Origin of the sequence: Streptomyces justiciae (genome assembly GCF_015163075.1) — a bacterium.
Classification (GTDB): domain Bacteria; phylum Actinomycetota; class Actinomycetes; order Streptomycetales; family Streptomycetaceae; genus Streptomyces; species Streptomyces justiciae.
On record NZ_JADDXU010000013.1, the window covers coordinates 128,412 to 141,257 of the forward strand.

13 protein-coding genes are annotated in these 12,846 nt (G+C 69.9%); 6 read left to right on the forward strand and 7 right to left on the reverse strand.

What is annotated here, in order from left to right; genetic code table 11:
• Positions 1-75 precede the first annotated feature (75 nt).
• Together IQ210_RS31615 and IQ210_RS31620 are read right to left on the reverse strand one after the other, a co-directional pair.
• Positions 76-723, reverse strand: a complete 648-nt coding sequence (locus IQ210_RS31615) for an LmbU family transcriptional regulator (RefSeq protein WP_256784954.1) — start codon at positions 721-723, stop codon at positions 76-78.
• Positions 724-949: 226 nt separating this feature from the next.
• Complete coding sequence (locus IQ210_RS31620) at positions 950-1,792, reverse strand: TetR/AcrR family transcriptional regulator (RefSeq protein WP_194082587.1); 843 nt, start codon at positions 1,790-1,792, stop codon at positions 950-952.
• Between the two features lie 115 nt (positions 1,793-1,907).
• On the opposite strand from IQ210_RS31620, the gene IQ210_RS31625 reads away from it, so the two are divergent.
• From IQ210_RS31625 to IQ210_RS31640, 4 genes are all read left to right on the forward strand, one after another.
• The gene (locus IQ210_RS31625) at positions 1,908-2,792 is read left to right on the forward strand and encodes a siderophore-interacting protein (protein ID WP_194082588.1); all 885 of its coding nucleotides are present in this window, start codon (positions 1,908-1,910) and stop codon (positions 2,790-2,792) included.
• Complete coding sequence (locus IQ210_RS31630) at positions 2,779-3,855, forward strand: ATP-binding cassette domain-containing protein (protein WP_228048660.1); 1,077 nt, start codon at positions 2,779-2,781, stop codon at positions 3,853-3,855. The genes IQ210_RS31625 and IQ210_RS31630 overlap by 14 nt, the downstream gene beginning before the upstream one ends.
• The gene (locus tag IQ210_RS31635; protein ID WP_194082589.1) at positions 3,845-4,612 is read left to right on the forward strand and encodes an ABC transporter permease; all 768 of its coding nucleotides are present in this window, start codon (positions 3,845-3,847) and stop codon (positions 4,610-4,612) included. Before IQ210_RS31630 ends, IQ210_RS31635 begins: the two co-directional genes overlap by 11 nt.
• An 87-nt stretch (positions 4,613-4,699) precedes the next feature.
• Complete coding sequence (locus IQ210_RS31640) at positions 4,700-6,970, forward strand: ATP-binding cassette domain-containing protein (RefSeq protein WP_194082590.1); 2,271 nt, start codon at positions 4,700-4,702, stop codon at positions 6,968-6,970.
• 134 nt (positions 6,971-7,104) lie between these two features.
• Here IQ210_RS31640 and IQ210_RS31645 read toward each other — a convergent pair whose 3' ends face one another.
• On the reverse strand, positions 7,105-7,779 hold the full coding sequence (locus IQ210_RS31645; RefSeq protein WP_322657117.1) for an NAD(P)H oxidoreductase: 675 nt from the start codon (positions 7,777-7,779) through the stop codon (positions 7,105-7,107).
• Positions 7,780-7,891: 112 nt separating this feature from the next.
• On the opposite strand from IQ210_RS31645, the gene IQ210_RS31650 reads away from it, so the two are divergent.
• On the forward strand, positions 7,892-8,821 hold the full coding sequence (locus IQ210_RS31650; RefSeq protein WP_194082591.1) for an AraC family transcriptional regulator: 930 nt from the start codon (positions 7,892-7,894) through the stop codon (positions 8,819-8,821).
• A gap of 161 nt (positions 8,822-8,982) precedes the next feature.
• Here IQ210_RS31650 and IQ210_RS31655 read toward each other — a convergent pair whose 3' ends face one another.
• The 4 genes from IQ210_RS31655 to IQ210_RS31670 all read right to left on the reverse strand — a co-directional run bounded on the left by IQ210_RS31655 (position 8,983) and on the right by IQ210_RS31670 (position 12,137).
• Positions 8,983-9,774: an alpha/beta hydrolase gene (locus IQ210_RS31655; protein WP_322657119.1), complete on the reverse strand. Its 792-nt coding sequence runs from the start codon at positions 9,772-9,774 to the stop codon at positions 8,983-8,985.
• 108 nt (positions 9,775-9,882) lie between these two features.
• On the reverse strand, positions 9,883-10,041 hold the full coding sequence (locus IQ210_RS31660; protein ID WP_194082592.1) for a hypothetical protein: 159 nt from the start codon (positions 10,039-10,041) through the stop codon (positions 9,883-9,885).
• A 96-nt stretch (positions 10,042-10,137) separates the two neighbouring features.
• Positions 10,138-10,743 carry a dihydrofolate reductase family protein gene (locus IQ210_RS31665; RefSeq protein ID WP_194082593.1) on the reverse strand — a complete coding sequence of 202 codons (606 nt, stop codon included), beginning with the start codon at positions 10,741-10,743 and terminating at the stop codon, positions 10,138-10,140.
• Between the two features lie 119 nt (positions 10,744-10,862).
• Entirely contained in the window at positions 10,863-12,137 is a 1,275-nt protein-coding gene (locus IQ210_RS31670) for a DUF2252 domain-containing protein (RefSeq protein ID WP_228048661.1), read from the reverse strand.
• Positions 12,138-12,572: 435 nt separating this feature from the next.
• Here IQ210_RS31670 and IQ210_RS31675 point away from each other — a divergent pair, with 435 nt between their 5' ends.
• Positions 12,573-12,827 carry an amphi-Trp domain-containing protein gene (locus IQ210_RS31675; protein ID WP_194082595.1) on the forward strand — a complete coding sequence of 85 codons (255 nt, stop codon included), beginning with the start codon at positions 12,573-12,575 and terminating at the stop codon, positions 12,825-12,827.
• Positions 12,828-12,846 lie beyond the last annotated feature (19 nt).

Below are 12,846 nucleotides of genomic sequence, written 5' to 3' on the forward strand. Positions count from 1 at the left end.
GCCGCGGGGTGGCCGTCCGCGCCCCCTCGCGCTCGAGTGTGGCGTGGGGCGGTCTTTGGTGGCCGCGCGCGGGCGTCATTGGCCCAGCTCGTGCGCGGTGGCACGGTCGAGCGTCAGCAGGACCCACTCCTCGAAGTCCCGGTCTCCTCTCGACGCGGCCTCCCGCCAGCGCTGGACGCGGTCGGAGGGGGCGCTGATCCGGAGCTGGCTGGCCCGCGCGGGGAGGGCGGCCCGGTTTCCTCTGCGGCTCTCCCGCAGCCGCAGTCGGAGCTGGTTCCGTGACCAGCCGTGCTGCTCGGCCTGGTCGAGCCAGGTGTCGGCCTCCGCCGGCGGCAGGGAGGCGACCTCGGCGTGGTGGCCGAAGCTGAGTGTCTCGCGTCGGCGCCAGAGCTCGAAGTGCCGGGCCACCCAGGCGTAGTTGCGCAGTGTCTGGTAGTCGAGGCCCGCGGCCTGGACTCCGGTCTGGTAGCGGTCCGCGTAGCGGTCCTGGCCGTAGACGAGCCAGTCGCCCAGGCACCAGGCGGAGGAGTCGGCGATCTGGAAGATGTGCTGCCCGGCCTTCTCCCATCGGTCGTACGTGAGGCTGGTGGGTATCTTGAGGCCGACCCGGGTGGTGAAGATTCGTTCCTGCTCGCCGGGTGTGCGTGGGCGGGCTGCCTCGGTCGCTCGGCGGCCGACTGGTAATTGACGGTTAGTCCGGTCGTACTTTGCGATGTGCTGCACCGGCTTTCTCCTGAAATCGGGGCATGATGCATCTCGCACCACTCGTCGCGCCCTCGAGTCATTAAGGGCGCAAGCTCGAAAAACGGTAGTCACCGTCCGAGATACCGTCAATGAATATTTCCGGCCGGAGATGGCCGATTGGGGTCCAATCGGCTTCGGGACCGACCGCTTCGGGCGTGCGGCAGGTGCCGGATCGTGCGGGCCCGGCCGGGCCCGCAGGGCTCCTTCAGGGGGTGCCGGCCGAGGCGTGGAGCGTGCCGTCGGAGTCCGTCCGCGCGGCCGCCTCGACGCCGTCGAGGATCAGACTCAGGCCCACCCGGAAGGCCTCCCGGGCCTCCTGCTCCATGTGTGACGTGGCGCCACCGGCCTCCGCCTCGGTCATGGCGGCGAGGCTCGCGGTGGACTCCAGGGCCGCGAGGGCGGGGAAGCGTTCGGTGAAGTCGGGCGCGAACTCCGCGAGCAGCGCGGAGCGCTGCGCCCACCACTCCTCGTCGGGCACCCCCGTCTCCGGCGCCGCCTGCCGGTGTTCCGTCGCGACCAGGGCCATACCCCGCACGAACTGGAACAACACCGCGATGACCCGTCTGACGTGCAGGGGCTCCAGGCCGATTCCGCCCAGGATCCGCACCACCGTCTCCAGCCGCGCGTACTCGTTCGGCCCGAGTACGGGCCGGGCCTGCGAGACCTGGAGCACCCAGGGATGGCGCAGATGGAACGCCCAGGTGTCGTCGGCCCAGTCGGTGATCGCCGGCCGCCACCCCGCGCTCGTGTCGTACTCCGTGGGCAGTTCGGCCAGCACCCGGTCGTGCATGAGGTCGACCAGTTCGCTCTTGCTCGGCACGTAGGTGTAGAGCGCCATGGCGGTCCGCCCGAGCCGGGTCCCGACCGCCCGCATGGACAGGGCCGCCATGCCCTGTTCGTCCGCCACCGCCACGCCCGCGGCCACGATCGTGTCCACGTCGAGCCCGGGTTTGGGGCCGGGTTTGAGAGCGGCCCCTGCGGATACGGCCGATCGCCAGAGCAGGGACATGGATCGGCGGGCATCGCCCTGTCCGGCGAAAACAACCACCTTGCGACTCCTTACTGCATAAAGTAACCTCACCGGCGTAACTCTTTATGCTGTAAGGATACCAGCTGGGCGGGCACCCGCCCCGGTATGCCCGTACGTTCGTGGAAGGTTTCTGATGGCAGAGCTCCCCGTCACGTTCATCCAGGTCACCGACATCACACGCATCACACCGCGGATGGCCCGCGTGACGTTCGAGGCCGACCACCTCGAAGACTCCGTCGGCCTGACCCCGGACCAGCAGCTCAAGCTCTGCTTCCCCCGCCCCGGCCAGGAGCGGCCCGTCCTGCCGGAGCAGAGTGACGACGCGACGGGCTGGTACCAGGCATTTCTGGCCATTCCGGAGGACGAGCGGCCCTGGATGCGCAGCTTCACCCTGCGCCGGCGGGCGCCCGGGACCAACACCGTCGAGGTCGACTTCGTCCTGCACGGCGACAGCGGCCCCGCCAGCGCCTGGGCCGAGTCCGCCCGCCCCGGCGACCGGCTCGGCATGGTCGGCCCCTCCGCGCTCTATGCCGGACCGGTCTCCCTGACGGACTCGATCACCTCCGCCGACTGGCTGTTGATCGCCGGCGACGAGACGGCACTGCCCGCCATCGGCACCCTGCTGGAAGCCCTGCCCGAGCGGGCCCGCGCCGAGGTCTACATCGAGGTCGCCGACCACGCCGAGCAGCAGACCTTCCAGACGGCGGGCGAGGTCACCCTGCACTGGCTGCACCGCGACGGAACCCCGGCCGGACGCAGCGAAGCCCTGATCGACGCCGTCCGCGCCGCCGAGTTCCCGCCCGGGCGCCCCTTCGCCTGGCTGGCCGGCGAGGCCGGCGTCGTCCGGACCCTGCGCCGCCACCTGGTCAACGACCGGGGTCTCGACAAGCGCGCGATCGACTTCAGCGGCTACTGGCGCGTCAAGCTCACCCAGGACGACGCCCCGACCGCCGAGGACATGGCCGAGGCGCAGGAGCGCCTCGCCGAGTACCAGGCGGCGGCCGATGGCCAGTCCTGACGAGCCGCGCGCCGAAGCCGGCATCCCGGCCGGGCGCCGCGAGCCGGCCGGACGACTGCCGGGCCGAGAGAAGGACTTGATGATCACAGTACGAGGGCTCGCCCGCCGCTTCACCGTGCGTGGCCAGGATGTCGACGCGGTCAAAGGCATCGACTTCGACGTGGCGCCCGGGGAGGTGGTCGGCTTCCTCGGCCCCAACGGCGCGGGCAAGACCACGACCTTACGGATGCTCACGACCCTGCTGCGCCCCACCGGCGGAACCGGCACTGTGGCCGGCTGCGACCTGCTGACAGACCCGCAGGGCGTGCGGCGCAGGATCGGCTGCGTCCACCAGGGCGGCGCCACCTGGCCCGAGTCCAGGGTCGCCGAGGAGATCGAACTCCAGGCCCGGCTCTACGGTCTGTCCCGCACCGAGGCCAAACGGCGCGGGGCCCTGCTCGCCGAGCGGCTCGACCTCGCCGGCTTGGACCAGCGGCCCGTCAAGACGCTCTCCGGCGGTCAGCGCCGCCGGCTCGACATCGCGCTCGGACTGGTCCACGAACCGACACTCGTCTTCCTCGACGAACCCACCACCGGGCTCGACCCGCAGAGCCGGGCCAACCTCTGGGACCACGTCCGCCGCCTGCGCTCCGAGCAGGGCACGACCGTCTTCCTCACCACCCACTACCTCGACGAGGCCGACGCCCTGTGCGACCGCATCCTCGTCACCGACCACGGCACGATCGTCGCCGAGGGAAGCCCCGACGCACTCAAGGCCCGGGTCGCCGGCGACGCGATCACCATCGAGGTGACCGACCAGGCCACGGCGGCGGCCGACATCGCCGGACGGCTGACCGGCGCGAGCGAGGTGAGCGTCGACGGCGACACGGTCCGCTTCCGGGTACCCCGCGGCGACGCCGCCCTGCCGGAGCTGCTGCGCGCGCTCGACGGCCGGGGCATCACCATGGCCTCCGCCAAGGTCAGCCGGCCCACCCTCGACGACGTGTTCCTCAGCCTGACCGGACGCTCCCTGCGGGACGGCGAAGCCGCGCCCGAGGCAACCGAGGTCGCCCATGCTGCGTGACACCCAACTGATCTTCATCCGCGACATGAAGCTCGCGCTGCGCAGCCCGACCTGGCTACTCATCGGGATCATGCAGCCGCTGCTGTACCTGTTCCTCTTCGGACCCCTGATGGTGTCCGTGGTCGACCACACCCCCGGCTTCCCGCCCGGCGGCGCCTGGCAGGTCCTCACCCCGGCCCTCATCGTCCAGACGGCGCTGTTCAGCGGCTCCTTCGCCGGGGTGGGGCTGCTCACCGAGTACCGGGTCGGCGTCGTCGACCGCTTCCGCGGCACGCCCGCGAGCAGGGCCGCCCTGCTGTTCGGCAAGGTCCTGGCCCAGGCCGTGCAGGCCACCGCGCAGTCCGTACTGATCGTGCTGGTGACGCTGCTCGTCTTCGACCTCGACGTCTCGGCGACCGGGCTGCTGCTCAGCCTGGCGATCGCCGCGGTCCTGGCCATCACGCTGTCTTCGGGATCGTACGCACTGGCGATGGTCCTCAAGAGCGAGGCCGCGTTCCCCGCGCTGATGAACGCCGTGCTCCTGCCGCTGCTGCTGCTGTCCGGGGTGCTGCTGCCGGTCTCCGAGCAACTGGCCCCCGGCTGGCTGTACAACCTGGCCCGGATCAACCCCCTGACCCACGTGGTCGACGCCGAACGCGCCGCGTTCCGGGGGGACATGAGCGCCACGGGCCTGCTGACCGGCTCCCTCGTGCTGCTGGTCATGGCCGTCCTCGCCCTGCTGTGGGGCACGCGGACCTTCCGCAGGGAGAACGCCTGACGGCATCGCCCGCCGGCCCACCTCAGACCGGGCTCCCCCCTCCATCCCCCGCAGGGGGGAGCCCACCCGCATCACCGAGGAGCACACGTGAGGACCGACGCCATCAAGGTGACCGGTGCCAGGGAGAACAACCTCAAGAACGTCTCCCTTCAGATCCCGAGACAGCAACTGACCGTCTTCACCGGCGTCTCCGGCTCCGGCAAGTCGTCCCTGGTGTTCGACACCCTCGCGGCCGAGGCCCAGCGGCAGCTCAACGAGACCTTCAGCGCGTTCGTCCGGACCTTCCTGCCCGACCACGGGCGGCCGGACATGGACGCCGTCGAGAACCTCTCCGCGGTCGTCGTCATCGACCAGAAACGCCTGGGCGGCAACCCGCGCTCCACCGTCGGCACGGTCACCGACATCAACCCGCTGCTGCGTCTGCTGTTCGCCCGGGCCGACGATCCCGCCGGCCTGCCACCGAGCGCGTTCTCCTTCAACGACCCCCAGGGCATGTGCCCCACCTGCGAGGGCCTCGGCACGACCGTCCGCCTCGACCTCGACGCGTTCCTCGACCGCACCAGGTCCCTCAACCAGGGCGCGCTGCTGCACCCGGACTTCTCCACCGACAGCTGGTACTGGCTGAGCTATGTGGAGTCCGGCCTGTTCGACAACGACAAGCCGCTGGCCGACTTCACCGAGCGGGAACGGCAGCTCCTGCTGCACGGCGAACTGCCGGACAAGCTCCGCCTCCGCTGGCAGGGCAACACCCTCAACGTCCGCTACGAGGGCCTCGTCGACAAGTTCACCCGGCTCTACGTCAAGAAGGAGGACATGTCCGAGCGCGGCCGCCGCGTGTTCGAGCGGTTCACCCGCACCGCATCCTGCCCCGACTGCGACGGCACCCGCCTCGCCCCCGACGCGCTGGCCACCCGGATCGGCGGCCACCACATCGCCGACCTCACCGCGATGGAGGCCCAGCACCTCGCACACGTCCTGGCGGAGCTGGACCTGCCCCAGGTGAAACCGGTCCTGGACGACCTGACCACCCGTCTGCACCACCTGGTCGACATCGGACTCGGCTACCTCAGCCTGGACCGGCAGACCCGGACGCTCTCGGGCGGCGAGTCCCAGCGGATCAAGATGGTCCGGCACCTGTCCAACAGTCTCACCGAGATGCTGTACGTGTTCGACGAGCCGAGCATCGGCCTGCACCCCCGGGACGTGCACCGGCTCAAGCAACTCCTCGTCGCGTTACGGGACAAGGGCAACACCGTGCTCGTGGTCGAACACGACCCCGACATCATGGCCATCGCGGACCACGTGGTCGACATGGGCCCGAAAGCCGGGACGCTCGGCGGCGAAGTGGTCTTCGAGGGTGGCTTCGAGGCACTCACCCGTGCCGACACCCTCACCGGACGCCACCTCACGCACCGCCTGCCCCTCAGGACGGCACCCCGGCGCGCCACCGGGACGCTCACCGTCACCGACGCGACAAGTCACAACCTCAAGAACGTGACGGTCGGCTTCCCCACCGGCGTCCTGACGGTCGTCACCGGAGTGGCCGGATCGGGCAAGAGCACGCTGGTCAACGACGAGTTCCTGAGCCGGCACCCCGACGCGATCGTCATCGACCAGTCGGCGGTGACCACCAGCCGACGCTCCAACACCGCCACCTACACCGGCCTGATGGACCCGATCCGCAAACTGTTCGCCACCGCCAACAAGGTCAGCGCCTCCCTGTTCAGCGCCAACTCCAAAGGCGCCTGCCCCAACTGCCAGGGGCTCGGCGTCCTCTACACCGACCTGGCGTTCCTGGACACGCTGAAATCAGTGTGCGAGGTCTGTCAGGGCCGCCGCTTCTCCGAGGACGTCCTCGGCCACCGCCTGCGCGGCAGGTCCATCAGCGACGTCCTGGAAATGACGATGGCCGAGGCGGCCGACTTCTTCACCGAACCCAAGCTCCGCCCGGTCCTGCACGCCCTGAACGAGGTGGGGCTGGACTACCTGCGGCTCGGCCAGCCGCTCAGCACCCTGTCCGGCGGCGAGTGCCAGCGCCTCAAACTCGCGGCCGACCTGCACCGTGTCGGAAGCGTCTACGTCATGGACGAACCCACCACGGGTCTGCACATGTCGGATGTCCACCGCCTCCTCGGCATCATCGAGCGCCTCGTGGACCAGGGCAACACCGTCATCGTCATCGAGCACAACCTCGACGTCGTCAAGAGCGCCGACTGGATCATCGATCTCGGCCCCGAAGGGGGCAGCGGCGGCGGACGCGTCCTGTTCGAAGGAACGCCGGCCGAACTCCTGAAGACCACCGACTCCCACACCGCCGCGCACCTGCGACAGGACCTCTCGTATGCAGGAGGCGTCTGATCATCGGGGGCCGTGGCGGCGACGTGGTGAGCTGCCGTGAACACCTGTCGCTCGGCGACGCGGGCGGCGCGGCCCTTCACCCATGCCGATCCCGCTGGTGTCGCTGAGCAGCTGTTCGACCGTCACCAACGGCGTCAGGCCGCAGCTGGTTCGTCGGCGAGGAAGTCGTCCACGAACTGCACCGTGCGGCGATCGAAGTCGGCGTACTGGGCTTCCCGTTCGGCGCCGACGGCCGCGTCGCCGACGTGCAGGTTGCCTTGGGCGTCGACGCGCTGCGGGCGCTCTTCGGCGTCGAGCAGCAGACCCACGGTGGACTGGGAGAAGCCGCAGTAGCCGGCGATGCCCTCACTGAGGCCGGCCTCGAGGACGGACCGCATCCCGTGCGCGATGGGATCGTCGGCGGTGGCACCGGCCAGGCCGAGCCAGAGCATGCGCTTGCCGGCCAGGCGTGGCTTGCTGCGACCGTAGGCGAACCCGTAGTTCCAGACGCGGTCGATCCAGCCCTTGAGGAGGGCGGGCACGCTCTGCCAGTACACGGGGAAGACGGCGACGACGACGTCTGCGTCGAGGATGCGCTGCATGTGAGCGTGCACTTCTTTGCTGTAGGCCTTCTCCCGGTTGCCCCAGTCGGGCTGGTCCTCGGCGTTCATGCGGGGGTCGAACCCTTCCGCGTGCAGGTCCAGGAGGTCGATGTGGAATCCGGCTGCCTGGAGGCGGGCGGCCGCGCGGCGGGCGGTGTGCGCGGTGAGCGAATCGCTGCGGTGGTGCGCGACGACCACGAGGGCTGTGGGGCTGGAGTTCTGCGACACGGTGTCTCCCGACAGGGCTGAATGTCTTCGGTGACTCCAGTACAACCGGGGCTGCGTGGATGATCCATGGGAGAAAGTCTGCAACTCATAGGAGATCGTCTACGGTTGGCGGATGGATCCCTTGAGTTCGCTGCTGAACGGCATCCGGGCCGAAGGCTCGATCGTCAGCCAGGCCGTGCTCAACGCGCCGTGGACCATCCGCTTCGCCGACGGCGCACCGCTGACCATGGTCACCGTGCTGCGCGGGGGCGGCACCCTGCTGCTGGCCGACGGCACCGAGCGGGTGATCGCCGCGGGCGACACGGCCGTCGTCCGCGGCCCGGCGCCGTTCCGGCTCGTGGACGAGGCCGCCACGGTCCAGGGCCCGTGCGTCGAGTACGAGATCAACTGCTTTGCCCCAGGGGCCGCGTGCGCGGAGGAGGAACTCTCCGGCATCCACTGGGGCGGCGACCCGGGCGGGGCCACGGCGCTCATCGTGGGCGCCTACCGCGCCACCGGCCACCGTCACGAACGGCTCCTGCGCGCGCTGCCGCCGATCCTGACCGTCACCGACGACCCCGACGTCTGCGCCTGGATGGAGAGCTCCGCCGCCGACGCCGCCCGGCTCTCCGCCGGCTCCCAAGCCCTGATGGACAGGCTCCTGGACTGGGCACTGGTGTGCACACTCCGCGACTGGTTCGAACGCGCCGGCGCCGACGCCCCCAGCTGGTACCGCGGCCTCGCCGACCCCGTTCTCTCGCCCGCCCTGCGCGCCTTCCACGACCGGCCAGCCGACACCTGGACCGTCGCTTCACTGGCGGCCCAAGCAGGCGTCTCACGGGCGCTGTTCGCCAAACGCTTCACCCAGCTCATGGGGCGCCCGCCCCTCGCCTACATCACCGAGTGCCGCATGGACGAAGCCGCGTCACTCCTGGCCGACACCGACCTCAGCATCGCCCGGATCGCCGAGACCGTCGGCTACGCCGACGCCTTCGGATTCAGCGCCGCCTTCAAACGCCACAGAGGCCGCAGCCCCAGCGAGTACCGCGCTACGGCGGCATGATCCCCTGCGCGCGGCACCAAGGGCCGGGAGTGCCCGGATGTACGTCGTCCTTCGCGCCGACGCTTTCCTTCAGGGCCAGGGGTGGTGTCGGCGGTGCTCGGCCCGGCGCTGGAGCAGCGGTCCCGCGGGCGGCTCGTATCGGGCTGCTGCTGTGGATCGGCTCATCCGATCCTGGGGGTGGTGAGGGGGTACAGCGTGCGCAGGCCCTCGTTCAACGCGTACGGCAACGCCGACCCGTGGGTCTGCCTGGGGTACAGGCGGCAAGTGAGCTCCAGGGACGGGTAGTTGCGCAGCCGCAGCAGCTGCGCCATGCGGGTCATCGACCCGAGGATGTCGGCGGCGGCCAGATAGGGATCGCTGAGCTCCGCCTCGCCCGCGCCGAGGAACACCTTGGCCGCCAGGTCGTCATGGGTCGTGGCGTACTCGGCTTCCAGCGTGAAGAGCAGATCCTCACATCCGCTGAGGGCAGGGCTGCTGGCCAGATAGCGGTCGAAGGCCGCCGGGCGGGAGAGCAGGGCAAAGCCGACGAAGTGTCCGCCGCCGGAGAATCCCACGAGACCGTGGTGGTCATCGAACCGGAACTCGCTTGCCAGCCGTGGGCGCAACTCGTCGACCAGGAACGACAGGAATGCATCGGCGCCGCCACCCGTCGGCGTTTCGTCGGACAGTGCTTCCATGCGTGCGCCGCCGGGCCCTGCATTGACCCATTTCGGCCTCGGATAGAAGTCGTGTGTTCGACGCGCGCCGAACTCGGCGGGGTCGCTCTCGTCGGGAGCACCGATGCCGATCACGATGAGCTCGGCGATCTCCTGCACGGTGTGGAGCCAGTTCATCAGGCCGACGGTCAGCGCGAAGCTGAGGGAGGCGTCTGTCACCCACAGGACGGGGTAGCTGCGGTCACCGTGCTCGTACGACGGGGGGAGCGCGATGTGCACATCATGCGGCCAGGGCACATCGGTCCCTTGCATCCGTCTGGTGGGCAGGACCTGATATGTGTGCCGGGGCAGGGACACAACTTCCTCCTGCTGAAGCCGATGTTCGGACACTCGCTCAGGCGTTCTTCACATGTCGCAGAGCGCCATTGTCAGCCGACGGCCGAGGACAACCGGTGCGACGCCGGTGAAGACCACTTCTGACATGTGGTCAGTAGAGATCAGTGCCGAGCAAGGCACCTCCGAGCCACCGGGAAAGCCCAGCGCGGCGACATCCTCGTCGAACACGGCCTCAACGCACCCGTCTGCCGATCCGGCTCGGCAAGCTCAATCACGCACTCGATGACGCGTTCACCCTTGCTGGTCGGCGGCACGTCAGGGGTGTCATGCGGGGGTGCTGAGGGGTGGGTGTTCGAGTACGCGGGGTTTGTATTCGACGAGTTGGATGCGTCCGTCGAAGGTGCGGTGGTCGGTCATTTCGAGGGCGACGTCGGGGTAGCCGTCGTAGATGCGTTCCTCGCCCGTGGCCCCGGTGATCACGGGGAACATCACGACGCGGAAGCGGTCCACGAGTCCGGCTCGGAGCAGGGAGCGGGAGAGGCTGAGGCTGCCGATGGTGCTGAGGAGCCCCGTGCCGGTCGACTTCATGGTGCGGACCGTCTCGACGGCGTCGTCGCGGACGAGGGTGGAGTTGGCCCACGTCAGTGGCTCTTCGAGGGTGGAGGAGAACACCACCTTGGATGCTTGCGTGAGCTCGTCCACGGAGGCTTCTTCCTCGGGGCGGAACTCGTCTTGGCCGGCGGGGATCTCGCCTGCGGCGAAGCCCGACATCAGGCGGTAGGTGTTCGCTCCCATCAGGTACGTGACCTTCGGCTGCTCACCGAGCCACGCGAGGTACTCCGGGCCTTCCAGGCCCCAGAACCCTGGCCAGCCCTCTCCCGAGGCGTAGCCGTCGAGGGAGGTGATGAAGTCGACGAGAAGCTCCGACATGACTGCGTCCTTTCCTGGGTGTCACGAGCTTGGACTGGCCGGGAGCCGCAGACTCATCGGTCGTGCCGTGGAGCAACGGGAAAGACCTTGACGGTGCGGTCGGCTGAACGGCGTGCGGCTCAGGAGGGGAGGCAGGGCAGGCGGCCGTCGTGGACGGCCTGGGTGAAGGTGGTGTAGTCGTCCTGGGTCTGCTGGGCGTAGCGGAGAGCGAAGGCGGTGACGGCCCGGTCGAAGGAGTCGTCGTCGCCCAGGTAGGCGGCGATGGCGGCGCGGTTGCCGGAGCGGGCGTGGCCGCGGGCCAGCGTGCGGCCGCAGAGGCCGGCGTACTGGTGCATCAGGCTGTCGGACAGGCTCTGGACGGCCGCGGAGCCCTTCATGTCGAGCAACTGCCGCCAGTAGAAGTGGCGTCCGGTGGGCCCGGTCGACCAGCCGAGGAAGATGTCACCGAAAGCCTGGAGCAGTCGCTGTCCTTCGACGACGCGTTGTCCCTCGTGGGTGACGGACACCTTCACGTACGGGGCGAGGACGGAGGGTTCCGCCTCCTTGGCCTGCAGCAGCAGGAGTTCGCCCGCTAGGCGCCCCTCCAGCAGCATGACCCAGCAGCGGGTTCCGACGCTGCCGATGCCGACGACCTTGCGCGCCGCGTCCAGGACGCGGAAGCGGTCCAGCAGCCTGGCCTGGGCCGATGGCAGGGTGGCGCGATAGTCCTCGAAGGCGTGCTCCACCGTGGCCCGGTCCTCCTCCGCGACCGGCTCGACCAGGGGTGGCGCGTGGACGAACCGGGGCCGCCCGTCGGGGCCGGGCGCGGTGAGCTTGGCGACGGCCTTGCTGCTGTCCGTCTGCCGTGCCTGGTCCAGGCTGCGCCGCAGCCGGGCCTGTTGCAGGGAGTTGCCGACCTCTTGGAGCAGGTCGTCGGCCGCGATGTGCTCGTACCAGACGGCGAGTTCGGTGGAGCAGGCGAGCTCGCCCAGATGCGTGCGGTAGCCACGAGCGGCCTCGGTCGCCGCGGCCGCGGCGGTCTCCTGGTCCGCGCCGTTGTCGAGTGCGGCCACCACGATGCTGGCGGTCAAGCGCTTGACGTCCCATTCGAAGGGGCCCGGCAGGGTCTCGTCGAAGTCGTCCAGGTCGAAGACCAGTCGGCGCTCCGGGGAGGCGAACAGGCCGAAGTTGGAAAGGTGCGCGTCTCCTGAGAGCTGAACGGTGAGCCCGGAGTGCGGGAGGCCGGCGAGGTCGGCGGCCATGACGGCGGGAGTGCCCCGGTAGAAGGCGGGCAGGGAGTCCCTCATGCGGCTGTAGCGGAACGGCAGCAGTTCGGGGATCCGCGGCGCGGCCTCCTCTTCGAGGATCTCTACGAGGTCACGTCGCTGGGTGGAGGGGGCCCACTCCCTGTGCATGGCCAGGGGGAGACGTTCGCGCGCCGCCCGCCCAGTGGCGAAGGGATCCTCGGGTGCGGGATCCCCTGCAGTCGGCTGGCCGGGGGAACGAGGGGGCGTGGACACGGGAGGGCTCCTATCGGCGGGGCCTGGGGCGAGGGGCGGCGCCGTCGACGGCATGTTCCTCACCGCGCTGGGCCCGGCTGCTGTGCGGGACCTTGCACCGACCGGGATGTTCGGGGCCCGCTGCGGCGGCGCTCGCGCCGGGGCGGGTGAACGTGCTGCGGGATGCCATCACGGGCCGGTCCTCGGCCATGTGCCTGTTCACGAGTCTTGTTCCAGCGTCCCACGCCTGCCGACGGCCGCCACTTCGGGTGACCGCTGCCTCGCCGGGCCGATGCGGCGACACGGCGTGACAATGAGAGACGGCCGCTGTTCAGGGACCTGGGAGGCACTGTGAGCGATCTCGAATTCGAACAGAAGCGGACACTGTCACGTGTCGAGGCGGCCGACCAGCTCGAGGCCCTGGCCGCCGCGCTCAGACGCGGTGGGCAGGCGGAGCTGGAGCTCGGCCCGGGTCGGCTGACGGTGCGGATTCCGGACGAGCTCCGCAGCGAGATCGAGGTCGAGCTGGAGGACGGTGAGATAGATCTGGAGATCGAACTGTCCTGGCGGACGCCGCAGGCGGACCGCGCGGCGGACGACGATTGACGGGAGAGAGCCGGAGGCA